The sequence below is a fragment of the Moorena sp. SIO1F2 genome (assembly GCF_010672755.1).
Taxonomy (GTDB): domain Bacteria; phylum Cyanobacteriota; class Cyanobacteriia; order Cyanobacteriales; family Coleofasciculaceae; genus Moorena.
Map to the genome: position 1 here is coordinate 18,250 of NZ_JAAHFV010000028.1, position 22,770 is coordinate 41,019.

The following is a 22,770-nucleotide window of genomic DNA, read 5'->3' on the forward strand; positions in this document are numbered from 1 at the left end:
TAAATACTTTCGTTCAACTAGTAAATTTAAACTAATTAATTTAGCTTATGGGGTAATGTTGTCACACGGCTGCACAACTTTTTTTGATATTTTTAGCGGTAGAATCCATAATATCCCATAGCTTTAATCCCATCAAACCGTTAAGTTAACCCAAACCCAGTTCCCGTTTGAGCAGATTAATCGACTTGCTACCAATATAGTTTTCACAACGGATCAGCTTGGGTGGTCGAATAATATCTTCACGAGCGGCTAAGATGGCCTCTTTAACAGTTTGATAACTTGCTTGATCGCTAATAATTATCTGGGAACTACGAACCAGAGCTTTTAGTTTGTAGTTGTCCTTGATTTGAGCCGTCATCACTAACAACTCATCTCCCCGTAGACTATGGATAATAATTTCTACTATTTTTAAAATCCCAGAACTGATGCTAACCACTCCTAAACGGCTACCTTTGGAGAGATTCTTAATTAGCTTAATTTCTGGCTCATAGTCATAAATATCAACAGGGATGACACGGACAGATTTAGGGGCAACAATCCCTTCTGCTTTACCGATAAAATAGCGACTAGTAACTACTGTCGCCGAGTGAGTTTGATCCAAAGCTTCCGAGAGTTCTTCCATTGGCACCAACTGCACCGGGATGCCCAAGGATTGTTCTAACTCCTGCACCATCAATTCTCCAGCACCAATGTCTCGTGACTCTACTGTCACCAGTACCCTAGCGCTACACCGTAACCGCCAGTCAATCTCCGACAAAAATAGTTCCCTAGCTTGGTTAAGGGAGCAACCTTGTCCGAGAAGTTGATTGAGGCTATCTTGAACAACCTTGTAAGCTTCGGGGGAAAACTGGTTAAGAATGCCAACCTGACGTCGATTACCCCCTTCATGACCCTGTGCCTTAACATAAATGCCTGACCCAGCATGGGACTCTACTAGTCCTGTTTCTTCTAACTGCCGATATACCTTGCTGATGGTATTGCGGTGCAAACCCGTCTCCATCGCTAGCTGACGGGTACTGGGCAGTTTATGACCTGGGGAATATTGTCGGGATGCGATCGCAAACTGAATTTGGTCAAATAGCTGCTTCGAGGCAGGTATTTCACTATCTTGTTGAATATGATACTGAACCATTACAGAGTCTCCAAAATCCCCTGTTTATCACTATTATATGGTAAATTTTATATTTTAAACTTTTCGTTCAAATTTTGCTATCCACTTCAGCTATAATGTAAGCATTCAGCTATCAGCCGTGAGCTAAAAGCTCACGCGTGCGCGTTCAGCGGTCAGCTTAAAATAAGATTTGGGAGAATTTAATAGTTCGAGATTTTATCGAATTCAAAGTCTCGGTAGTAAGGATTCAGCCGTCACCTGATAGCACCTCAAGTAGCTTGCGCGTAGCGCATTAGCTGATAGCTGATACCATCTCAAGTAGCACCATCTGTAGAGCCTAGGCTGATAGCTGATCCCTAATAGCTTATCGCTGATCCCTAATAGCTTATCGTTTAAAAATTAGCTAATTATAACTAAGTTAGCTCCCAAATAACTAAGTCAATAAAAATCAATAAAAATCAATAAAAATTAATAGATTTTTAATTTATACTCTGGACTATACTGAACTATCCAATTAAGTAAACTAGTTAATTAACTTATTATTTATTTATTAAATACAGGTATAATTTAGAGTTAAGCTACTGCTGTAGAATTGGCGCTGAATTCAGAAAGCCAAGAAAACCTTTAGCTTAGCATCTATAACTGCCAAGCAAGAGCTTCACATCCTTCCAAATCGATTATGACACATAGCGAAATTCGTACCATTACCGTCAAGGTGGTCAATGGTGATCTAGACATAGCAGCTTACCTGGCAATGCCGGTGGCAGAAAGACCTCTTCCTGGAATTGTGGTGCTGCAAGAAATTTTTGGGGTGAATGGCCATATCCGGGATATCACAGAACGGTTTGCCAAAGAAGGCTATGTTGCGATCGCTCCCGCACTCTATCAACGCCAAGCCCCAGGCTTTGAGACAGGTTACACCACTGAAGACATTAACATTGGCAAGGAATACAAGGCACAAACCAGAGCAGCTGAACTCCTGGGAGACATCCAAGGGGCCATCGATTACCTGAGGAGTCAAACCCCTGTTCAAAATAACCCCATCGGCTCTATTGGCTTTTGTTTCGGGGGTCATGTTGCCTATCTGGCTGCTACCTTACCCGATATTAAAGCTACTGCTTCGTTCTATGGCGCTGGGATTACTACTATGACTCCTGGCGGTGGTGAACCAACGATTACTCGCACACCAGAGATTAACGGTACACTCTATGGTTTCTTTGGCATGGAAGATGCTAGCATTCCAGCAGAAGAGGTTGATCAGATTGAGGCTGCTCTTGAGAAAAATAAAATTAATTATCGTGTCTTTCGTTACGATGGAGCAGACCACGGATTTTTCTGTGACCAACGGGCTAGCTACAATGAAAAAGCAGCTACTGATGCGTGGGCTAACGTTTTGCAGCTCTTTAGGGAAAAACTTGACTAAACTGTCACCGGCTCCCAACTTTTTAAGCAGCTGATCCCATATCAGAAATCATCACTGATTTTAAACCGTTAATCATCATGAATTCAAAATCAACCTCTTCGACCACCAGCAATTCATCCTTTTCTATGGATGATTTTGCTCAAGCCCTAGAAGAATACGACTATGAGTTTAAACAGGGACAGGTGGTTCGTGGCAGAGTAAATAACTACGAAAGCGATGGTGCTTATGTAGACATCGGTGGTAAGTCCCTGGCTTATCTACCAATTCGTGAAGTTTCCTTAGAATCGGATCAGGATTGGTCGGAAGTACTGCCCTTGGATGAGGAAATGGATTTCCTGATTATTCGGGAGCAGAATGCCGATGGTCAAGTTACCCTTTCCCGGCGTCAGCTGGAGATTAAGCAGGTTTGGGATGATTTAATGGAACTCCAAGAGAATGGAAAATCATTAGATGTCCGGGTTTCTGGAGTGAATAAAGGTGGTGTCACCGTGGATGTGCGCGGATTGCGGGGATTTATTCCGCGATCGCACTTGAGTCAGCACGACCATCTAGATTCCTTGATTGGTCAGAAACTAACAGTCACTTTCCTAGAAGCTGACCGCGATCGCAATAAGCTAGTGCTTTCTCAGCGGGAAGCTGTGCGTGCTGCTACTTTCTCTGAGCTAGAAGTGGGACAATTAGTGGAAGGTAAAGTAGCTGCGATCAAGCCCTTTGGTGTGTTTGTGGACTTTAATCAAACCAATGGCTTGCTACACATTAAGCAAGTAAGCCAAAATTTCGTTGAAGACCTCTCCAAGGTGTTTGAAATCGGTCAAGTGATCCAGGTAATGATTATTAACTTGGATGAAGGCAAAGGTCGTATTTCTATGTCTACCAGGGTTTTAGAAAATTACCCAGGAGAAATGCTCGAAAAGATGGCAGAGGTAATGGCTAGTGCTCCAGCTCGTGCTGAACGTGCTAGGCAAAAACTATTACAAGGATAAGTTAGGTCTTTTTAATCGATAATGTTTGTTGTTGGCTGTTGACCGTTGACCGTTTACTGTTGACTGTTGACCGTTGACAGTAAACTGTGAACCGTGAACTAAAATACCTGATGAATCAAAACAATAGCCCAATCCATACCCTTACCGTAGATATTGGTGGCAGTGGCGTTAAGGTGATGGTATTAGATGAAGTGGGTAATCCCATCACCGAACGTAGTCGCTTAGAAACACCCCAACCTCCTAAGCCGGATGCTATTATTGATGCGATCGCATCCCATGCTCTCGGACAAGGGAATTTTGAACGGGTATCGGTGGGATTTCCTGGAGTGGTGCGCAATGGGATAACCTATACGGCGGTAAACCTCGATCCTGATTGGCAGGGATTTGATCTCGCTACTACCCTATCTCAACGCTTAGGCAAACCGGTGCGGGTAGCTAATGATGCCGATGTGCAAGGATTAGGAGCAATTACTGGCCAGGGAGTGGAATTGACGATTACCCTAGGCACAGGGTTTGGTTCTGCTTTATTTGTAGATGGCAAGCTGGTGCCAAATCTGGAAATGGGACACCATCCTTTTCGTAAAGGGGAAACCTACGAAGAACAGTTGGGGCGAGCGGCCTTAGAGAAAGATGGTAAGAAGAAATGGAATAACCGTCTCAAAAAAGCGATCGCATCCCTTGAGCGTTTGTTTAATTATAATTACCTTTACATTGGTGGTGGTGAAGCCAAAAAAATTAACTTTGAGCTACCCCCCAATGTAAAAGTAGTGCCCAATGTTGCTGGGTTATTGGGGGGTATTGCTTTGTGGCGGGATTAGAAAAAACCCGTGAAATACTATAGGGCTAAATACTATAACGCTAAGCTATAGCTTTTCCTACATAAACCTGTGTTACAAATTCCCCAATTTTCTGCTGATATTCGGAAGTAGCAACAGTGGTCAAATCATTGTGACCTGCATCAGGAACTAGCCAAAGCTGTTTAGGAACTGTAGCAGCATCGAACAAGACTTGACTCATACTAGCAGGAACTGTGGCATCACTAGTGCCATGGATTAAGAATATAGGTGTTTGGAGTGACTTGATTTTACTAATTGAGTCAAACCGCTGGGTAAGCAGAAGATCGATCGGCAAGAAACCATATTTTCTCTCATAATCTGCCATATCCCGCATGGAAGTAAATGAGCCTTCCGAAATCAAGCCTGCCATTTCTGGGTTACGCACCGCTAGATCAATCGCGATTGCTCCCCCCATGGAATGACCATAGACAAAAATATCTTGGGGATTGATGCCTCGTTGTTGGACTAGATAATCCCAAGCTACTTGAGCATCTTGATAAACTTGGGATTCCCTAGGAAATTTCCCCTCGCTGCGACCATAGCCTCGGTAGTCAATCAGCAGCAGGGATAAACCGACCTGATGTAACCGTTGGGCTATTTCAAGATATCCCCCAATATTAGAGGCATTACCGTGCAGATATAGCATCACCTTACTTTTTGGTGAGTCAGAGGGAATCCACCAGCTGTGAATTTTCTCAACTTTACCCTGATTGGATATTGGTAACCAAACCTCTTCGTAAGGCAAACCAAAGTCAGCTGGTGTATTTTCAATCACTGAGGCAGGACAAAACATTAGCCTATGTTGCAACAGCAACACGGAGGTACAAACTAAGGCGTAAGCGATCGCTATAAATCCTGCAACAATCAACATAATCAATTATCTTGATACTTCATCCTTCATCCTTCAAAACCGGTTGACTTAGATGCCATTCGGTTGCTTTTTCATAAGCATAACCTACTTGGAATAGCTGGTCTTCCCGCAATACATTACTAATCAACTGCATCCCAATGGGTAATCCCTGTTCATCAAAGCCACAGGGTATACTCATCCCTGGTAACCCAGCCAGATTAACTGGAATAGTCATCAGGTCAGTCAGATACATACTTAAAGGGTCTTCTGTCTTTTCCCCAGCTTTAAACGCTGTGGAGGGAGCTGTGGGACAGACTAGCACATCGACATTCTCAAAGGCTGCCTCAAAATCCTGTTTAATCAGAGTACGAACTTTTTGGGCTTTGAGATAATAGGCATCATAGTAACCAGCGGATAGGGCATAGGTTCCTAGCATAATCCGGCGCTTGACTTCTGCACCGAACCCTTCAGCACGGGTTTTAGTGTACATAGAAAGGAGGTTGTCAGCATCTGATGCCCGTAAGCCATATTTAACGCCATCGTAGCGAGCTAGATTTGCTGATGCTTCTGACGGAGCAATGATGTAGTAGCAAGGCAAACCATACCGGAATCGGGCACAGGAAATTTCCTGAATCTCAGCACCTAAGTCTTTGAGCTGATCAATGGCTTTAGTGACTGCTTTCTCTACTACTGGGTCTAAGCCTTCACCAAAGGTTTCTGTGATAATGCCAATCTTAACTTTACCATTAGATTTTAGGTCTGGTTTGAGGAATTGAGTATAGTCGGGAATGTCTACTTTGAGGCTGGTAGCGTCATTGGGGTCATATCCTGCGATCGCATTCAGTAAAATAGCGGCATCTTCTACAGTGCGAGCAAATGGTCCAATTTGATCTAAGGACGACGCGAATGCCACTAAACCATAGCGCGATACTAAACCATAGGTCGGTTTCATGCCAACTACTCCACAGTAAGAAGCCGGTTGACGAATAGAACCACCGGTATCAGAACCGAGAGCAATGGGACATTCCCCAGAAGCTACGGCTGCGGCTGAGCCCCCGGAGGAGCCCCCGGGGACATGGGATAAATTCCAAGGGTTTTTAGTAAGTTGAAAAGCCGAGTTTTCCGTAGAACTCCCCATGGCAAATTCATCCAAGTTGGTTTTACCTACCATTACTGCCCCAGCATCTTTCAGTTTTTGGGTCACTGTTGACTCGTAGGGTGGGACAAACTTGGCCAGAATCCGGGAGCCGCAGGTGGTGGGAATCCCTTGGGTACACATATTGTCTTTGATGCCAATGGGTATACCGGCTAAAGTCGGGAGCTCTTCACCAGCTGCGATTTTAGCATCTACTTGACTGGCCTGTTCTAGGGCATAGTCTGAGGTGATGTGGAGGAAGCTTTGGACTTGAGGCTCTAGGGCTTGAATCTTATCTAGGGCTTCTTGGGTAATTTCTACAGCTGAGCGTTCTTTGTTGATTAGCTGTTTATGCAACTCGCGGACGGTGTCCATGCTTACTACCTTTACTGACTTAACCATTTCAACTCTAGTATTTTGGCAAAAAATTCGGTGCTTAGGGGTTGGGGCTCAGGCTTTAGGAAAGGGAATAGGGAGTAGGGAGTAGGGAGTAGGGAGTAGGGAGTCGGGAGTAGGGAGTCGGGAGTCGGGAGTCGGGAGTCGGGAGTCGGGAGTCGGGAAAAGGTAACAAAAATTCTCACAATTCCGACAGGGATTGCTATTACAGGTGTTTGTTGGGCGTGTGGTAAGTTTGGGAAGTTTGGGTAGCGTGGGAGAGATGTTGATCAAGGGAAATTGGGTGCGATGTTCCCTTCGCGCAGCGTCTGGGACTGCCAGTAAGGAACCGCTACGCGAACGCATCATCTCCAACACAACCGGTAGAGTTTTTTTTCGGCTCTAGTTTACAACTACACTAGTATTATTAGTAACGCTATCTGGAATGAGCAAAACAATCTTGTTTCCCGATTCCCGATTCCCGATTCCCGTTCCCCGATTCCCGATTCCCGATTCCCGATTCCCGATTCCCTTTGCTATTAAAAATCCTATTTATTTGCTTCAATATAAATCATACGAGTTCGGATTGTAATTCCTTGGCTGGGAGAAGTCCAACCTACAATAAAATAATCTTCGATGGCATTGTCGAGGGCAAGTTTCGAGTGGTCATAAACTGGAATAGCCACCTTTTGAATATATTCCTCTGTTGTTTCATCAAGGCTAAAAATAATCGTTTGGCGAGCAATCCGATTCATCTGCTTAATAGCTGTTGCCGCGTCTTCCACAAACAGTAACGAACTTAAACAAAAAACAAAATCGTAGGACTGGCTATCAAGTTCAGCCAGGGCTGTTTCAATCAGCTTGTGGATGGTTTTATACCCTCTTTTTGCCGCATAATCCAGCATCTTACTTGAAATATCAATCCCTGTATAGTCAAACTCTCCTTGCAACAATTCACTTAGGACTCCTGTCCCACAAGCAATATCTAAAACACTGCCTTGATGGTGATTATGTCCATGGAAGATTTTAACGGCTTCATTGACATACTGTACATTAGAACTGGGTGCCTTTAACACCTCGTCATATTTGGCCGCAAATTTATCATAATAGTCTTCAGCACCAATTTTTGTTGACATAGTTTTGATTTATAAATTTAGATATAGTATAAGTATTAATTATCTTATAAATTATCTTATAACAAATCCGGGTAGTGGTAAAGATGTAGTGATTTGGCTATGGTAAGCGTCAAGGTAACGGTAACTAAAATCACTCTTGTGTACTACTACCAAAGTCCTTAGCCTTCAAAACTTCAGGTTTAGGGTAAGTCTACCCATCTAAGCATTTTGTCCTTAGTTACGTAAAGCGCTCGATTGATCAGGTCATTTCCTTGCTCAATTTCTTGTTGCAACACCGGGATAACTACCTCTTCCATCACCTGTTCCTGCTCCCGGCGGGTCATTTCTCCATCTTCTATAAAGACGATTTTGTCATGGTTTAGGCTTTATATTCCATCAAAACTAAACGAATGCTTACCTCTTGTCTTGATGCAATAGCGAGTGGGGGAAACCCCCTGTTCCCTTGCTGCATCGCTTAGTCAAAAGCTGTTCGCGCAGCGTGCGCGTAGCACATTAGCTGAGAGCTGAGAGCTGATAGCTGATAGCTTACTTGTGTCTCCTCTAAGAATTAGCCGTAACAGCAGCAAGACGCTTCAAAATACCCAAAACATCATATAAATAATTGCCAGGATTCCAGATATCAAAGGCTTTTGATAAAGCATAGCGTAGAGTTTCGCCTTTAACTAACTTGATAAAGATAAAGCTAGCACCATTAGTAACAAGACCAAATGTTGGTTGCTCTGTTTGGGGACTCTTGAGCATGTAAACTAGTGCTTGAGGAATTGCTGGTTGTAAGGAAACAGCAGAACGCTTCGACTCAATAACGGCTATCCAAATTGGTTTGCTCGCTGCCAAAATATCAATACGTCCTTTGATAATTGTGTCTTCATCTTTATCTTCAATGGGTAAAGACACTTCATACTCTGCTTTAACTTTAAAAGGCGGTTGGTAAAATCCTGCCCAATCCAATAAGGGAGAAACAACAACCATTTTGACTAGGTCTTCTAGTACCAAATCTTTAGACAAGTACTTGTAATTAGCTTTTGCTCTATCGAGCATTTGCCTTTCTAGTTCACTTAGTTGGGGGAGGTTTTCGACGCACTCTGGAAAAAACTCCGGCTCCATTACTTCTTGGAGCTTAAATTTATCTTCTACGTCACTAAGGCTGAGTTTTGATGGAGAAATAATAGTAGCCATAATGATTGATTTTTGTTTACAGACTCATTCTTTAATTATATATCAAATAAAATGGGTGCATCCCTGAGTGATAAATTGAAAACTTGGAGATGCACCCAATATAGAGTTTATAAAATAGATGAGGGACAGTTGTTATTGGCGCTGATTGCCTTTAACACCTTCTTACTTCTGCCCTCTGCCTTCTGCCCTCTGCCTTAAAAGGATAAGCAAAGTACTTCACCAAAATTAAAATTGCTATAGTTATCCAATATGTTCACAAATATAAGACCACATTAAATCAGATGACTCTTGAACTACTGGTTTTCCTGAGTGGGTTTGGGCTTCCTCTAAACCAGTAACATTTAATGTGTTAATCTCAGATAACACTCGCTTGCCATCGTCATCCACTAATGTATCGAAGCCAAAAATGACTATGCCTTGCTCCAAGAAACTAGGAATAATCGTTTCGGCAATTCTAATTTCATCTTCATCTGGTTCGCCAACAGTTGTAGAACCCCCTGCTGACATATTGCAGATCCAAGAGTCTTCTTTAGGAATCCTGAGGAAACCTCCTGTAACTTTCCCATTCACCACTAGCACTCTCTTATCACCTTGGCTGTAATTTTTTAAGTACTTCATGGCTAAATAGTCACCACTATCCCTTAAGCTTTCTTCAATGACTGACTTGTATTCATCAAGGGAATATTGATTATTCCCTTCCCAAGCCTGGTCATCAACTATCCTGATAATTCCTTTACCTCCATAGCTGCGCAGAGGTTTTAAAACAATGGGAAACTCTTGGTAAAATTCTAAAATTTCCTCCAGAGTACTGCAAAGTTTCATCGGTGGACACAGTTCTGGAAAGTTCAGAAGCGATGCTTTTGTATCTGTTTTTTTGATTCCTGATGGACGATTAATGATTTTATCTTCCGGTACATGACTGGTAATGAATTCAAAAAACTCATCGGGTATTGGTCGGTCTATCCTGAGAAAAATCAAATCATGATCTTTAAAGTCTGTTTTGATGCTAGCATTTAAGAATTGTTCACCGCTTTCTTGAGGAACAAAGTTATCGTCAACCAGCAAACTCATTAACTCAGTGGAAGTATAGTCATAGAAAAATTCCTTATTTTTGGGGTTTCCCCTGCTTGCCACTTGAATAGAGTCACAAACAGGATGTTTAGCCATAGTTCTCAGTAGGGGATAGATTGAACTTATTCCCCCGTGGGTATGATGATCAGTAATAGCTAGTATTCGATACTTTTTATTGGTCATGAAATAATTCCGGTAGTTTGGAAAACCCCGATTTTAATCGGTGGATGACGTATTGCATTTGCCTTTCGCCTAGGCAATTATAAGGCTTCGTGGTAGTTGTGGGGAACAGGGAACAGGGAGCAGGGAGCAGGGAATAGGGAATCGGGAATCGGGAATCGGAACCCACCCCTAACCCCTCCCAGGAGGGGAACGGGAATCGGGAATCGGGAATCGGGAATCGGGAGCAGAGGCAGGGTGTCAAAGGTGTTAAAGATATTAAGTGTGGCAAGTGTGGGGAGATGGGGAGATGGGGAGATGGGGTAAATTCTTATTAAGGGCAATTATCCCGACATGATATGTATTTTATCATAGCTATGAGGTACAAAAAATTGGTTTCCTTATTACCTATTCCCTGCTTACTGCTTACTGCTTATTGCTTCCTTATCCCTGTTCCGGTGATCCGCTGTTCCCTGTTCCCTAAAACCCAGAAATTTGTACCTCATGAGGAAAGATAATTGCTATAAAACCAACCCGATTGAGAATTGCTATAGTATGGTCAAATCTGTTTCTCGAACTAGCTGCCAATGGTAAAGATAGCTTCCTTACCTTTGACTCTCGAAGAGTTTCTGGAACTACCAGAAACTAAACCCCCTAGGGAATATATCAACGGTGACATTACCCAGAAACCAATGCCTAAAACTCGCCACTCCAGACTTCAGAGCAAGTTGACGAGTACAATTAATTCTGTTGTTGAGGAACGGCAAATAGCCTACGCTTTCCCAGATATACGATGTACTTTTGGCGGACGGTCAATTGTTTCAGATCTAGCAGTTCTTCGCTGGAACCAGATTGAATTTGATGATGAATGGGAGCCTGTCGATGATGTGTTTATTGCTCCAGACTGGACTATTGAAATTATATCTCCAGGCCAGAGTTCAAACCGAGTAACAGGTAACATTTTACATTGTCTAAGACATGGTTCTCAACTAGGATGGCTAATTGATCCTTACGACCGCTCGGTCTTGGTTTTTCTACCTAACCAACAACCGGAATTGTGTCAGAGAAGTGACTCTCTAGTGGTGTTAGATGGTATCGAGCTTCAGTTGACAGCAGAGCAAATTTTTGGCTGGTTGAAAATGGGAAGTTTAGCAACATAAGGGAGTAGGGAGTAGGGAGTAGGGAGTAGGGAGTTTTGATTAAGCTGAATTAAGCGCGATCGCATTATCATTGAAACAACCGGTAGAGTTTTCATTCCCGGTCTAGTTCACAACTACACTATTAGAATTAGTAACGCCATCTGGCCAGATGGGACAGATGTTGATTAAGCTGAATTAAGTGCGATGTTCCGTTCGCGCAGCGTCTGGCACTGCCAGTAAGGAACCGCTTGTGGCCTTCGGCCTCCGCTGCGCGAACGCGATTGGCCGTAGGCCACGCTACGCGAACGCATTATCTACCCAACCTTCCCTGCTCCCTACTCCCTACTCCCTACTCCCTACTCCCTTATTACCAACTATTGACCAATCAGGAATCCCATAAAAGAACTATAAGACACACTAAAGGTACTTTTATCTACACCTTCTAATCTGACATCAACACTGTCTTTAGGATCTAATTTCATCATTGCTGTTATCGATTGTGCTGTGGAATTTTTAATCAGTCCAGGTTCGATTACAATAATCGTTGTGTTATTGTCATCAGTCTTACCATTCTTATAAATGCCCATAATCACACCATCGCTGTTACCATTCCCTCCTGAAAATTGTAATGTGGCAGCAAAAAAGTAATAGCCTGATGTGGGGGCTATAAACGCATTGCTTTTATCATCAAAAACATTGTAAGGGTCATTCCTTTCAACAAATTCTATGACATGGGTTCCTGAGCTTTTAATATTTTGACCATCAAATTTTCTGTCTGCAGAAAATTGATATCGTGTTGCTGTGCCCCCCTCTGCAACAACACCCTGACTAATTTTGGTATCAACATAGGTTTTTACCGCCTTTTCGGTCGGTACGGCTGAATCACTGTTACCCTTAAGCTCTTGATCATTGGAAAACTCATTGACTGCTACACCATTTTTAAGCTTCAGATTACCATTGACATCTAGATTTGCCCCTGGATTGGTCTTGTTAATACCAAGTCTGCCATTATTGGTATTGAAGTGCATCTTGATATTGTTAGAATCCCCTGTATCACGGATGTAGAGATTATCGTCAACACTTATATAAACCTGTCCACCGTAACGATAGAAGGCACCATCTTTATTTATATGCTCAGTGCGATTAAATCCACCCACATCAAACACTTGGCTCTGGGTAATCCCAGCAATGGTTAGGTTACCGGCAAAGGAAGACTGACCTGTGCCCAGCACACTCAGCCCACCATCGGCTGTTGTGGTTAATGCCATTCTCTCATTGGTACCACTTACGTCTCGCCAAGAGTGCCTGCCATTAGCAGCGTAGAACAAGGTGCTACCGTTGATACCTAGACCATATCCGTTCCATAATTGCAACTTCAGGTTGTTGCTGGTGTTGATGTCGGTAAAGACAATTTGTTGGTTACCGTTGAGGTTAAGCTTGCTGGTGTCCCCTAAGGTAACATTACCATCAACACTCAGGTCTTCTGCGACCTGTAAGGCATCAGCTACCTGTAGGGCACCGGATGAATGTTGCGATCGCACTGTGCCATGAATCGCGATATTGTCAGTATCCTGATTCCCAAGAAAGACAAACCCTGATAGGATACTATCCCCTTGCACACTTAGTCTGGCATCAGCATTAGCATTGGTCCCAATCCCAACATTGCGATTAACTGTCAGGTCTTGGTTGACGTTGAGAGTCTTGGCTTGAAAGTCTTGCTCCGATGAACCAGCTAGATTAGCTTTTCTCTGGTCAACTTGGTTTATTTGGTTGTCAATATAGCTCTTTACTGCCCTTTCGGTGGGTACGGCTAAATCATTGTTACCACCAAGACTGCCATCATTGGAAAACTCATTGACTGCGACACCCAATTGCAGCTTCAGATTACCATTGACATCTAGATTTGCCCCTGGATTGGTCTTGTTAATACCAAGGCTGCCATTATTGGTATTGAAGTGCATCCTAATATTGTCAGAATTATCATTAGGATTATTAAAATCACGGATATAGAGATTATCGTCAACGGTTATATAAACCTGTCCATTGTAACGATAGAAGACACCATCTTTATTGATATGCTGACTGCGACTAAATCCACCGACATCAAGGCCAGGAGTCTCGGTAATCCCAGCAATGCGTAGGTTACCGCCAAAAAAAGAGTTACCTGTACCGAGCACACTCAGCCCACCATCGGCTGCTGTGGTTAATACCATTCTCTCATTGGTACCATTTGTGTCTCGCCAGGAGTGCCTGCCATTAGCAGCGTAGAACAACGTGCTACCGTTGATCCCTAGACCATATCCGCTCCATAATTGCAACTTCAGGTTGTTGCTGGTGTTGGTGTCGGTAAAGACAATTTGTTGGCTACCGTTAACTTGAAGCTTGCTGTTATCTAGAATGACTTGCCCAGTGCCTTTGGGATGAATCACAATATCTTGGCTACCATTACTCCCAATCGCTTCAATACGGTTAAAGCCAATCCCAATGCCTTGGGTCAGATTTTGGGCATAGAAGGCTCCAATATCAGCAGTTGCATAATTGTGGCTAGCTCTAACTCTGAGTTCACCGAGTTCAACATGAAGTTTCTTCTCTGGAGTGTCTATAGCGATACCAACATTCCCACCAACACTCAGGTCTTCTGCTACCTTGAGGGCATCAGCGATTTCCAGTTTCCCGGATGAATGTTGCGATCGCAATGTGCCGTGAAAGGTAATCTTATCTTCATCCTGGTCTCCCAGTAACACATCCCCCGGTTGATGATCAACGTCCCGAGCAATGACATCCCCTCGAAATGTTACATTTCCCTCTACCTCTAGATTCCCGGAGACAGTTACTGCTCCATTTAAATGGGTATCTCCCCCATCAACCTTAAGCTTGTAATTCCCTGGTTGTGTTGTGCCAATCCCAACCTTACCATCAACGGTCAGGTTTTCCGAGACGTTTAAGGCATCCGCTATCCGCAGTGACCCTGATGAATGTTGCGATCGCACTGTGCCATAAATAGTCACTGTATCTTGATCGCTGTTCCCTAGGGTGACGTTATCACTGACCGTTAGAGCACTTTCAATGGTCAACGGGCCGGTCATGGTACCCCCGGATTGACTCACTACTCCAGTCAAGGGAGAGAAAATAGCCCGACGGTCTTCTACTAATTCCCACTTGCTGCCATCACAGAGCAGTAGGGCTAAGGGAGAGTAGTGATGACTAATGCCATGGGGATTGGCTTTGTCTATACTCCATTCAACGGTCTGTGAGGTTCGGGTAGGAATCAACCAATAATCCCCAGTGCTGTAGTGTCCCGATTCAAACTTAACTTCTAGGTCATTGTTTAACTGGATATATCCCTCATTCCCCTCAGGCTGTGTCACTGTGATCGCTTGTTCCGAATCCCAAAGCCGCACTGTGGGAATTGTCCCCAAAGACTCTCGTGTCACCGGTTGATTGTTGGGCCACTCGGTCACATACAGGTTATCCCCTTGGACATTGTTGAGCTTGACAAATATCCCCGGGATGCCCTGTAGGGTATTCCGCTCATCAGTGATTTCCACCCACTGACCAGTAGCAAACTCAGCTTGGGAATCACCGCCAATATTAATCCGGTTACTATCAATGCTTTCGATCCGAGCTGCGATCGCACCATTATGCCGTGACCACTTAAAGGTGGCTTGCCCTAATTCTCCGGATTGATGAATTTCTAAACGGTACAACTGATTTGCCTGACTTCCCCCTGCCCCTTGGGGAGTACGGGCTAAAAGCTGTCCTTTGTTATTAGCAACGTTAACCCAGTTATTCCATAGTTCAGATAATGTGTTATTATCTAATTCGTTATTAATATCCGCTTCCACCTTAAGCAGCTTAGCCTGCCAAACGGTCTTAGTCCTGGTGCTGGTATCTGGTCCACCGAGAGCTTCTTCTCGAATACTGGGGTCTTCAATAATTGTGATGTGCCGTTGCCAGACATCCAGATAAGCCAAGTAGTAACCTGAGGTTTTGTCCAGTTCTACCTGAGGCAAATCCGGTTGTTTGGTATATTCCACCTGCTGATCATTTTCACAGAAGATGCCATCCACATAGCAGTGTCCCTTGTCAATGGTCAACGTGCTACCATTGTCACCCACTGTAAGTTGAAAGCTGCTACTGGTATTACTCAGAACACCATTTTGAGTATCAGTGGGGAAACCATTGAGTCCAATCGTATCTTGAGCAATTGTCCCATCGCGATAGGCACTTATATCTAGCTGTTCATTCCAATCCGCATCCAGCAATACCCTACCTTGCTGCATCCGGACGCTACTGTAGTGTTTGTTGCGATTAAATGTGAAGCGAGTAAAATCCCCTTTCATCAAACCCTCCTTATTCTCAGATTAGATATCAGATACCTACACACAATTACCTACAATTTTTAGAATTAAGAATTAAGAATTAAGAATTAAGAATTAAGAATTAAGAATTAAGAATTAAGAATTAAGAATTAAGAATTAAGAATTAAGAATTCTGCATTCTGCATTCTACATTCTACATTCTGCCTTCTCAAGTCACATAAAATACCCCTACCTGAAGACCAAAGCGCAAGTATTCATTGAGGGCTGCTTTTAAATTAGCTTGGCGCTGGGGCTGCACTAAGGGATTGAATGCTCCCATCTCAGAGCCATTTTCAGCACCGGTGCGGATTCCCTCAGGAGTGTCAAAGGTCAATTGGCCATAGCCCGGTTGACCATAGTTAAGAGTTGTGAAAACAGGTTGCTGGTTAGTTAGTAATGTGGTATTTTCGGCTGCTGTCAACTCGTCGATACTGTTGCGTCCTAGCCGCTGTGCCTCTTGTTCCAGGAATAGGTCAGGTTGACACTGATAGCGATTCGGTGTTTGGGAACCGGACGGAACATAAGAGAAGCGTATCCCACCAACCTGTCGTTGTTCAACGGTGACAGTATCTGTGAAGATAGTTTCTGAAGCCAAGATTATTTCCTGGACAGCGACTTGACCGAAAACAGTGGTTCTTGCCATAGTGGTTGGGGGTCCGTAACTGTTGTTAGCAACAGATGCGATCGCAAATTTCCCAGCGCCATCAATAATACTATCTTGGATGGTTAAGTTAGCACTCTGTGCTGGTAGGCGTAATGGTCCGACAATGCTGTGTCTAATCATTAGCTGTAAATCAGCTGTCTGTCCTTCTTCGACAACTATGCTGGCTTGACCTTCTTCTGCCATCACGGTGCAGTGGGTTAGGTTCAGTCTCAGATTCCCTTGAATTGCGATCGCACCTTTGATCAGCAAGCCATTGAGATCTAAGGTTGACCCCGCTGCTGCCCCCACTACAGTTAACTTTCCATCCACGGGATGGATACTAGGGCAAGCGCCATCAGCGGCTTCAATCACTAATCCCTTAAGATTGCTCAGTTGCAGGGGAGTGTAATAGGTACTGTTATCCATAATTCGGATAACTCCGAGCTTGCCACGGTTTACCCATTCCTTGAGGGCTCCCTGCAAGCTAGTAAACCATTGCTCAGATTTGGGAGTATGGGTTTTTGAAACAAACCATACCGTGTTAGAGGTCTGGGTTAAGCTTTGGCGTCGGCTGTAGGGTCCACCACCAAGGTCAGCACTAAATCCGTAATTGTAGCTGACTTGTAGTTGATCTGGCTCCGGGTCTTCCCCTTCCGCAAAAGTCAAGCGTCCCAAATCCACATCCACAGCTACGGTTTTCCCCTCGGAAGGGCGACTCCAGTTGCGCAAATCCCTCCCTTCTACCTTATCGATTGGGATCAGTTGACCATTTTTAATAATCGTGACACTGCTGAGATCACCGTAGTAGTCTTGTAACTCTTCCTGAAAAGCTTGGGATGCGATCGCTTGGGGTACATTAATTGCTGCCGCCACCTCGCTAAACTCGGTTCTAGTTTGAGGACGGTTAAACAAGGGCATGTCATAACCCAAAGGATGGAAGGTATAGCGACCTTTGTTCGGTAAGGGAGTGACTTGAAAGGTATACTTGCGCTGGGTTGAGGCCGATTGCACCGCAACAATGGTATTTTGGAAGCGTTCTGGATCCTGACCGAGGGCAAAGGAATAGGCAACATTCCGTTGTTCGGTAATGGCATAAGCATTACTATTCCTGACCGGGTAGCTTTCCAGACGCCACAAAAACACACCTACACTGGGGATGTTATATCTACCGCGATTGGATTCAAAGGGACGGATATCGATAGTGTGGGCAGCAGTGTTGAAAGGACTGTCTAGGCGCTCTAGGGCATCGGTTCGACGCAGGTCAAAGGTACCCCCTTTCCCTGGGCGGATGTGAGACAGATGCTGGGTTGTGGCGATATAGTCAAAATATTCTACTACCCTGGCTTTCCAGCCAGTTACATCCTGAACCACCATTTCCAAAGTGGCAGTAGTCCCTTTACGGCGACGGTAACGAATTGTATTAGCAATCCGGGTACGTTGGCTGAAGATAATCTGCTTTTCATCATTTAAATCCTCGATGCCCAGTAACTCAGCAATATAGGGCATCACCCAGGAATCACAGGTTTCAATAAACCAGTTGTCATACAAGCCTTCAATATCAGCTTCTATAATCTGGAGTTCCTTTTCCATTACTGCCAACAGCGCCCGTAGGGGTTCCCCTTGGGCAAAATCTCGCTGCCGGTAGATAGCAGGTAATAGATTATAAAGCCGCTCGGTTGATTGGTTCATCTTAGGAATACCGTTGTTCACCAGGGAGATTATAGAGAACTCAAAAGTCAAAAATAACAGGATTTGATCAGATGCGCATCTTATGGTAATAAACAATATAGATTCTTAATAAGGGGAGCAGTAAAGGTAATTGATAATTCCTGAAACCCTTATCTATCAAGATATACGAGCTTGTAAATCAAAAATAATATCTAAAAAGCCTAAACTCCTATAAAATTATAATTTGGGCAAAATTCAATATCTGCATAGCCTTGCACCATACTTTAGCTACGGTTTCCCCAAAGGAGACCATTGAGCTGTTTGCAGTTACATACAGCAAAAAACAACAGGGCTACTTACACGTAGTACCCGATTAATCTGTAAACCATTAGTTGGAGGTGCAGCGGAAAGGGGCTGAGTGCGGTATTGCGTCCACACTTTGAAAGCTCCTTGCTAACTCTAACCCTCAGGGTTTAAGTGGTGTATTCTGCTGCGAAATTTTCGATGAAAAAAATCCGTATTGTTCTGTGGGCGGCACTATTGTCTGGTGCTATGCTCATGATTCCACAGCCAGCTCAGGCGATTGAAAGCATAATCGAGCCGGTCAGTCACTTTGATACTGGCACAGAGGGTTGGAGCGTTGTTGACGTTAATGATCAAGAAGTTGACCCCGAACAGTCTAGAATCTGTGGATTCATCACTGGTGGCTACATTCATAATGATGATCAAGTCGGTGATGGACCCTACGATTACGTTGCTCCCGAGAAGTTTGTTGGTGACAAATCCAGTTTTTTCAATGGAAACCTCAGGTTTGCTGTTGAGGTTAATTTGGAAAATAGCGATCAGATTACCGAGGATATCAATAGTTTAAATAATAGTTTAATAAATGGTTTAACAATAAGTGGTTTAACAATAAGTGGTGGTGGTTTGGAACTACAGAACCATGTATCGACGCCCACTATAGACCAATGGACTCCCTACACAATCCCCCTTAATGCAGAGGGTGGATGGATAAAAACTGACAGCAATGAAGCAGCGACGAATTTAGAGATAATGCAAGTGCTGACAGATTTGGATTATTTAAAGATTAATGGCGATTGGTTTACAAATACCAACAAAGACCGTTCCAGTCTCGATGAAGTTCGCTGGGAAAAGTGTGGATCTCTCTACGTCTATGAACCCCCGAATAATTCTGCCCCTGTGGTGACTAATCCCATTGGCGCTCAAACCATTAACGAGAATGAGTCTTTTACCCTGACAATTGGGGAAGCAACATTTAGCGATACCGATGGAGATAGTCTGAGCTTGAGTGCAACCATACCGAGCTGGTTGGATTTCGATGGCACTACGTTCAGTGGTACTCCCAGTAGCGATGACATTGGCACAACCACAATTACTGTAACAGCCTCTGACGAGCTATGCAAAACCGTCAGCGATGCCTTTGAACTTCAGGTTAACCATGTTCCCGTGCGTACTGAAATTGCCAATTCAGTGGAGGATTTTTCTGATACTCAAGGAGAGCATAACTGGTTCTATGGCTACTACGATGGTTCCCTGACCAGTGCTGATTTCCATGAAATGCAGGAATACACTGAGGGATCCTGGAAAGTGAAGCAAGGAAAATACTGGACTGAGCTATCTAACACTATTGCTCATCCCAACGGTCCGAAAACCACCGGTAGACGGAAAAGGGTTGAGCAGTGGGGAGTTCGTCGCTGGGTTAGTGACATTGAAGGGGAAGTTACCTTCAAGGGTCACCTCGCCAAGAAAGACAGTCGTACTGCCAGCGATGGTGTGATTGCCTATATCTTTGTTGATGGTACTAAAATCTGGTCTGACGCAATCCATGGCAATGATGGTGTTGGGGTTTATTTCACTGTATCGAGCAAAGTGCAAAAAGGCTCGGTAGTTGACTTTGCCCTGGCACCTGGCAATAGCGACTTTTTTGATAAGAGCACATTCACGATTAGCATCATTGGTTTGTTGTAGAGCTTAAGTATTCAGCGGTCAGCGGTCAGCGGTCAGCCGTCAGCCGTCAGCGGTCAGCGGTCAGCGATCAGCCGTCAGCGGTTATGGGAGTCACGAAATTAAGTACTGACTCCCTTGGCACCAGCTAATTCTATTTTTAGTTAATAGCTTGATTTAGCAACAGCGCGATGGCGAAGCGGTTCCAAAGGAACATCGCGTTTTTTTAGTTCACGATCAACCTAAGATAGACTTTACAGATGGATGCACCAATTCATCAGGGACTTGGTTCGGCTCAATGTACTCATTAATCTCCCCCTGATTGTCAAGATAGAAACTTAAGGCATCAAATACTTGCGCCAGAGTCAAATGAGTTAAATGGTTTAGAATTTCTTCTGGCATAATACCCAAGCGCCATAAACCAACAATAGCACGGACAGATGTCCGAGTGCCGATGATGATTGGTTCTCCGTTCAAAATTTCCGGATTACGAGTAACGTAGCGCGAGATTGTTTTAGCAGTCATAAGGCTCTTTGCTTTGGGAAACCAGTGGTATCTCTAATTTACCAATAAGATCTAAGGTAAGCATTCAGCCGTCAGCGGTCAGCGGTCAGCGGTCAGCTGACGTTAGCACAAGCTAATTCTATTGTTGGTTAATAGCTTGATTCAGCAACAGCGCGTTCGCGAAGCGGTTCCAAAGGAACATCGCGTTTTATTACTTTACTGCTTGGTTATCTGGTTTTACGATTTGGGCTTGGTGGTGATGATGTTTACGCTACAGCCAACTTCTCACCTCTCCCTATTAGTATTGATAGTTTTATCAAATTTATTTTGATTTGGCAATGAGTATTTGTACTGTTTTTTGATAAATGAGTTGTAAAACTAGATTGTGATTTTTGATAAACTAAAAAACTCTGTATTCCTTACTGCTCTTACCTATTGGGAGTTTTAGGTTTCCTAAACCTTGGGATTATTTGTTCACATCTCAAATATAAATACTAGATTAATCTTAATTTACTTCATGTAGCTTCGGTAGTGCTTCAGACCACTTCATTGACTGCTCATGCCCTACTTTATACTTCCTACTTACTAGGACAAAAATCCCTTAAATCCTTTACTCATAAGCTGTTCGTAATTATCTATTATCAAAGTATTTATGATAAAAACTCATAAATGTAAAGCTTTGATGAATTTAACTTAGACTAACTAAAATTGTTAGAATTGTGTGTAATACTGGTTTTGTAAAGTAAATCAGATATCAATAACGAATTGATTGGTATTATCTCTACCAATCTCAAGCCCTAATTTTATTGACATCTACCATTACTGAAGAACTGAGCAACTCCATTATTGATTTCTGATAATACCAAAAAATAAATAGTTTAAGGTAGCTATAAATAATATCAAGTTAAGGTCAATAAAGCAAATGATCAAAAATAGCTTAACCGAAGAACAATTCCAAGGATTAGTAGAACGGCTTTCCAAACGTAAAAATGAGCTGGAAGGCAGAATCACCATTGAAACGGTTAAGGATAGTTTAAGGGAATTAGGACTATCCGATCTACTTCGTGAAAATGATATTGATGAGGTTTGTAAACAAATGAATAGAGAATTGAGAATGCGACAATGGACAAACTATTTCAAGTTTGCCTTAATCCTAATGATTTTGACAGCACCATTAGCTGCCTTTGGAGGATATAAACTTCGAGAAGTTATTGTGGCTAAATTTCCAGCATTCGTAGGACTCACTAATGATGAGTCTTTACAATCAAGGGAGCTGAAACTACAAGTCAAAGACCTCCAAGATAAAGTCAAGGATTTGGAAACAGACAAGGATAAACTAAACGAAAGAATCCAAGACCTCAAGACTGAAAATAAAACGCTTAAAAATCTTGGTAAGCCTGACACAATATCGCAAGCTACGAGAACTTCAGTAATTACTGAACCTACACCGACTACAGTTCCATCCCAATCAGTTGAGCTGGAAGGTATTATCTATGAATTGAAAAGTTGCCAAAAATCCTACAATGTAAATTCAAGTACTCAATCCATAAGTTGCGCTATATTAATCACAAGTACCAAAGAAAATGTTAACTTGAATTTGTATTCTAATAGCCGTTATGGATATGGAAGAAGTAGACTATTGGATCAAGGTAAAGAATATGTGGCCACAAAAGTTGAATTGGGTACATATAGTAATAACCGTGATGGTTCTGTAAAAAATAGCTTAATTAAGGATATACCAATAGAAGCGATTATTACTTTTAAGGGAGTTTCACTAGATGTCAACCAGATAGATGTCCTGCAATTTAGAAATCATTTGAAGAGCTCTTATTACACTGGTTATATCAATACTGAGTTACGGAATGTGTCGGTTACTCCAGAAGAATAGAAGCTATTTAATTTACAACTAGGTTATGAAAAATATGGCTTTTTTATCATAACCTCAAAAACTATGCGGGCTCTGCCAACACTGGCTACCGATAACATCAGGGCAAGCCCGCCCCTAACGCACCCTACGAACTAATTAACGAGCAAATATTTAGATAAGGAGTAGTTCAATCATGAGAAAAACTGAAATAGCTTACCTTTTATGGTTTACCTGTTTATTAGGTTTTTCCGGCGCCCACCGTTTTTACACTGGTAAGTACATTAGTGGAATAATCTGGTTATTTACATGGGGTTTTTTTGGACTTGGGCAACTTGTAGATTTAGCTCTGATACCAGGAATGGTTGAAG

The 22,770-nt window shown here is 43.1% G+C and carries 23 protein-coding genes; 10 read left to right on the forward strand and 13 right to left on the reverse strand.

Going from position 1 to position 22,770, the window contains the following annotated elements:
* Window positions 1-145: 145 nt before the first annotated feature.
* Complete coding sequence (locus tag F6J94_RS06015) at window positions 146-1,132, reverse strand: GntR family transcriptional regulator (protein WP_075896794.1); 987 nt, start codon at window positions 1,130-1,132, stop codon at window positions 146-148.
* A 658-nt stretch (window positions 1,133-1,790) separates the two neighbouring features.
* Between F6J94_RS06015 and F6J94_RS06020 the strand changes: the two genes are divergently transcribed.
* The 3 genes from F6J94_RS06020 (at window position 1,791) to F6J94_RS06030 (ending at window position 4,335) form a co-directional block, all read left to right on the forward strand.
* Complete coding sequence (locus F6J94_RS06020; protein ID WP_293038038.1) at window positions 1,791-2,534, forward strand: dienelactone hydrolase family protein; 744 nt, start codon at window positions 1,791-1,793, stop codon at window positions 2,532-2,534.
* 77 nt (window positions 2,535-2,611) lie between these two features.
* Window positions 2,612-3,517, forward strand: coding sequence for a S1 RNA-binding domain-containing protein (locus F6J94_RS06025; RefSeq protein ID WP_293038040.1), 906 nt, complete (start codon window positions 2,612-2,614; stop codon window positions 3,515-3,517).
* A gap of 110 nt (window positions 3,518-3,627) precedes the next feature.
* Window positions 3,628-4,335 carry an ROK family protein gene (locus F6J94_RS06030; RefSeq protein WP_293038073.1) on the forward strand — a complete coding sequence of 236 codons (708 nt, stop codon included), beginning with the start codon at window positions 3,628-3,630 and terminating at the stop codon, window positions 4,333-4,335.
* A 40-nt stretch (window positions 4,336-4,375) separates the two neighbouring features.
* Here F6J94_RS06030 and F6J94_RS06035 read toward each other — a convergent pair whose 3' ends face one another.
* The 3 genes from F6J94_RS06035 to F6J94_RS06045 form a co-directional block, all read right to left on the reverse strand.
* Window positions 4,376-5,224 (reverse strand): alpha/beta fold hydrolase, encoded by an 849-nt coding sequence (locus F6J94_RS06035; RefSeq protein ID WP_293038042.1) that lies wholly within the window; start codon window positions 5,222-5,224, stop codon window positions 4,376-4,378.
* 19 nt (window positions 5,225-5,243) lie between these two features.
* Entirely contained in the window at window positions 5,244-6,713 is a 1,470-nt protein-coding gene (gene gatA, locus F6J94_RS06040) for an Asp-tRNA(Asn)/Glu-tRNA(Gln) amidotransferase subunit GatA (protein WP_293038044.1), read from the reverse strand.
* 75 nt (window positions 6,714-6,788) lie between these two features.
* Window positions 6,789-7,082 (reverse strand): hypothetical protein, encoded by a 294-nt coding sequence (locus F6J94_RS06045; protein ID WP_293038046.1) that lies wholly within the window; start codon window positions 7,080-7,082, stop codon window positions 6,789-6,791.
* A gap of 76 nt (window positions 7,083-7,158) precedes the next feature.
* On the opposite strand from F6J94_RS06045, the gene F6J94_RS06050 reads away from it, so the two are divergent.
* Window positions 7,159-7,305: a hypothetical protein gene (locus F6J94_RS06050; protein ID WP_293038048.1), complete on the forward strand. Its 147-nt coding sequence runs from the start codon at window positions 7,159-7,161 to the stop codon at window positions 7,303-7,305.
* Here the strand turns inward: F6J94_RS06050 and F6J94_RS06055 are convergent.
* The 5 genes from F6J94_RS06055 to F6J94_RS06075 all read right to left on the reverse strand — a co-directional run bounded on the left by F6J94_RS06055 (window position 7,262) and on the right by F6J94_RS06075 (window position 10,520).
* Complete coding sequence (locus F6J94_RS06055) at window positions 7,262-7,849, reverse strand: class I SAM-dependent methyltransferase (RefSeq protein WP_293038050.1); 588 nt, start codon at window positions 7,847-7,849, stop codon at window positions 7,262-7,264. The genes F6J94_RS06050 and F6J94_RS06055 overlap by 44 nt on opposite strands.
* A 179-nt stretch (window positions 7,850-8,028) precedes the next feature.
* Window positions 8,029-8,172 (reverse strand): hypothetical protein, encoded by a 144-nt coding sequence (locus tag F6J94_RS06060; RefSeq protein ID WP_366510760.1) that lies wholly within the window; start codon window positions 8,170-8,172, stop codon window positions 8,029-8,031.
* Window positions 8,173-8,389: 217 nt separating this feature from the next.
* Window positions 8,390-9,025, reverse strand: coding sequence for a type I restriction endonuclease (locus F6J94_RS06065; RefSeq protein WP_293038052.1), 636 nt, complete (start codon window positions 9,023-9,025; stop codon window positions 8,390-8,392).
* Between the two features lie 240 nt (window positions 9,026-9,265).
* The gene (locus tag F6J94_RS06070; protein ID WP_293038054.1) at window positions 9,266-10,279 is read right to left on the reverse strand and encodes a YheC/YheD family protein; all 1,014 of its coding nucleotides are present in this window, start codon (window positions 10,277-10,279) and stop codon (window positions 9,266-9,268) included.
* Window positions 10,269-10,520 carry a hypothetical protein gene (locus F6J94_RS06075; RefSeq protein WP_293038056.1) on the reverse strand — a complete coding sequence of 84 codons (252 nt, stop codon included), beginning with the start codon at window positions 10,518-10,520 and terminating at the stop codon, window positions 10,269-10,271. Before F6J94_RS06075 ends, F6J94_RS06070 begins: the two co-directional genes overlap by 11 nt.
* A gap of 112 nt (window positions 10,521-10,632) precedes the next feature.
* Here F6J94_RS06075 and F6J94_RS06080 point away from each other — a divergent pair, with 112 nt between their 5' ends.
* Both F6J94_RS06080 and F6J94_RS06085 read left to right on the forward strand, forming a co-directional pair.
* Window positions 10,633-10,773 (forward strand): hypothetical protein, encoded by a 141-nt coding sequence (locus F6J94_RS06080; protein WP_293038058.1) that lies wholly within the window; start codon window positions 10,633-10,635, stop codon window positions 10,771-10,773.
* Window positions 10,774-10,842: 69 nt separating this feature from the next.
* Window positions 10,843-11,415, forward strand: coding sequence for a Uma2 family endonuclease (locus F6J94_RS06085; protein WP_293020780.1), 573 nt, complete (start codon window positions 10,843-10,845; stop codon window positions 11,413-11,415).
* Here F6J94_RS06085 and F6J94_RS06090 read toward each other — a convergent pair.
* Window positions 11,358-11,510, reverse strand: coding sequence for a hypothetical protein (locus F6J94_RS06090; protein ID WP_293020779.1), 153 nt, complete (start codon window positions 11,508-11,510; stop codon window positions 11,358-11,360). The two genes, F6J94_RS06085 and F6J94_RS06090, sit on opposite strands and share 58 nt — an antisense overlap.
* A 134-nt stretch (window positions 11,511-11,644) precedes the next feature.
* On the opposite strand from F6J94_RS06090, the gene F6J94_RS06095 reads away from it, so the two are divergent.
* Window positions 11,645-11,794, forward strand: coding sequence for a hypothetical protein (locus F6J94_RS06095; protein WP_293020778.1), 150 nt, complete (start codon window positions 11,645-11,647; stop codon window positions 11,792-11,794).
* Here F6J94_RS06095 and F6J94_RS06100 read toward each other — a convergent pair.
* Both F6J94_RS06100 and F6J94_RS06105 read right to left on the reverse strand, forming a co-directional pair.
* On the reverse strand, window positions 11,769-15,737 hold the full coding sequence (locus F6J94_RS06100; RefSeq protein WP_293038060.1) for a DUF6519 domain-containing protein: 3,969 nt from the start codon (window positions 15,735-15,737) through the stop codon (window positions 11,769-11,771). The two genes, F6J94_RS06095 and F6J94_RS06100, sit on opposite strands and share 26 nt — an antisense overlap.
* A gap of 187 nt (window positions 15,738-15,924) precedes the next feature.
* Window positions 15,925-18,087 carry a phage tail protein gene (locus F6J94_RS06105; RefSeq protein WP_293038062.1) on the reverse strand — a complete coding sequence of 721 codons (2,163 nt, stop codon included), beginning with the start codon at window positions 18,085-18,087 and terminating at the stop codon, window positions 15,925-15,927.
* A 483-nt stretch (window positions 18,088-18,570) separates the two neighbouring features.
* Between F6J94_RS06105 and F6J94_RS06110 the strand changes: the two genes are divergently transcribed.
* Window positions 18,571-20,055 carry a putative Ig domain-containing protein gene (locus tag F6J94_RS06110; RefSeq protein WP_293038064.1) on the forward strand — a complete coding sequence of 495 codons (1,485 nt, stop codon included), beginning with the start codon at window positions 18,571-18,573 and terminating at the stop codon, window positions 20,053-20,055.
* Between the two features lie 213 nt (window positions 20,056-20,268).
* Here F6J94_RS06110 and F6J94_RS06115 read toward each other — a convergent pair whose 3' ends face one another.
* Window positions 20,269-20,556 (reverse strand): DUF433 domain-containing protein, encoded by a 288-nt coding sequence (locus F6J94_RS06115; RefSeq protein ID WP_008190258.1) that lies wholly within the window; start codon window positions 20,554-20,556, stop codon window positions 20,269-20,271.
* A 901-nt stretch (window positions 20,557-21,457) separates the two neighbouring features.
* On the opposite strand from F6J94_RS06115, the gene F6J94_RS06120 reads away from it, so the two are divergent.
* Window positions 21,458-22,423, forward strand: a complete 966-nt coding sequence (locus F6J94_RS06120; protein ID WP_293038071.1) for a hypothetical protein — start codon at window positions 21,458-21,460, stop codon at window positions 22,421-22,423.
* A 172-nt stretch (window positions 22,424-22,595) separates the two neighbouring features.
* A partial coding sequence (locus F6J94_RS06125) for an NINE protein (RefSeq protein ID WP_293038077.1) occupies window positions 22,596-22,770 on the forward strand: 175 nt, incomplete at its 3' end.

Bases quoted from the DNA above. Each gene is read 5' to 3' on its own strand.
- F6J94_RS06015 (WP_075896794.1), bottom strand. From the start codon at position 1,132: ATGGTTCAGTATCATATTCAACAAGATAGTGAAATACCTGCCTCGAAG.
- F6J94_RS06020 (WP_293038038.1), top strand. From the start codon at position 1,791: ATGACACATAGCGAAATTCGTACCATTACCGTCAAGGTGGTCAATGGT.
- F6J94_RS06025 (WP_293038040.1), top strand. From the start codon at position 2,612: ATGAATTCAAAATCAACCTCTTCGACCACCAGCAATTCATCCTTTTCT.
- F6J94_RS06030 (WP_293038073.1), top strand. From the start codon at position 3,628: ATGAATCAAAACAATAGCCCAATCCATACCCTTACCGTAGATATTGGT.
- F6J94_RS06035 (WP_293038042.1), bottom strand. From the start codon at position 5,224: ATGTTGATTGTTGCAGGATTTATAGCGATCGCTTACGCCTTAGTTTGT.
- gatA (WP_293038044.1), bottom strand. From the start codon at position 6,713: ATGGACACCGTCCGCGAGTTGCATAAACAGCTAATCAACAAAGAACGC.
- F6J94_RS06045 (WP_293038046.1), bottom strand. From the start codon at position 7,082: ATGATGCGTTCGCGTAGCGGTTCCTTACTGGCAGTCCCAGACGCTGCG.
- F6J94_RS06050 (WP_293038048.1), top strand. From the start codon at position 7,159: ATGAGCAAAACAATCTTGTTTCCCGATTCCCGATTCCCGATTCCCGTT.
- F6J94_RS06055 (WP_293038050.1), bottom strand. From the start codon at position 7,849: ATGTCAACAAAAATTGGTGCTGAAGACTATTATGATAAATTTGCGGCC.
- F6J94_RS06060 (WP_366510760.1), bottom strand. From the start codon at position 8,172: ATGACCCGCCGGGAGCAGGAACAGGTGATGGAAGAGGTAGTTATCCCG.
- F6J94_RS06065 (WP_293038052.1), bottom strand. From the start codon at position 9,025: ATGGCTACTATTATTTCTCCATCAAAACTCAGCCTTAGTGACGTAGAA.
- F6J94_RS06070 (WP_293038054.1), bottom strand. From the start codon at position 10,279: ATGACCAATAAAAAGTATCGAATACTAGCTATTACTGATCATCATACC.
- F6J94_RS06080 (WP_293038058.1), top strand. From the start codon at position 10,633: ATGAGGTACAAAAAATTGGTTTCCTTATTACCTATTCCCTGCTTACTG.
- F6J94_RS06085 (WP_293020780.1), top strand. From the start codon at position 10,843: ATGGTAAAGATAGCTTCCTTACCTTTGACTCTCGAAGAGTTTCTGGAA.
- F6J94_RS06090 (WP_293020779.1), bottom strand. From the start codon at position 11,510: ATGAAAACTCTACCGGTTGTTTCAATGATAATGCGATCGCGCTTAATT.
- F6J94_RS06100 (WP_293038060.1), bottom strand. From the start codon at position 15,737: ATGAAAGGGGATTTTACTCGCTTCACATTTAATCGCAACAAACACTAC.
- F6J94_RS06105 (WP_293038062.1), bottom strand. From the start codon at position 18,087: ATGAACCAATCAACCGAGCGGCTTTATAATCTATTACCTGCTATCTAC.
- F6J94_RS06110 (WP_293038064.1), top strand. From the start codon at position 18,571: ATGAAAAAAATCCGTATTGTTCTGTGGGCGGCACTATTGTCTGGTGCT.
- F6J94_RS06115 (WP_008190258.1), bottom strand. From the start codon at position 20,556: ATGACTGCTAAAACAATCTCGCGCTACGTTACTCGTAATCCGGAAATT.
- F6J94_RS06120 (WP_293038071.1), top strand. From the start codon at position 21,458: ATGATCAAAAATAGCTTAACCGAAGAACAATTCCAAGGATTAGTAGAA.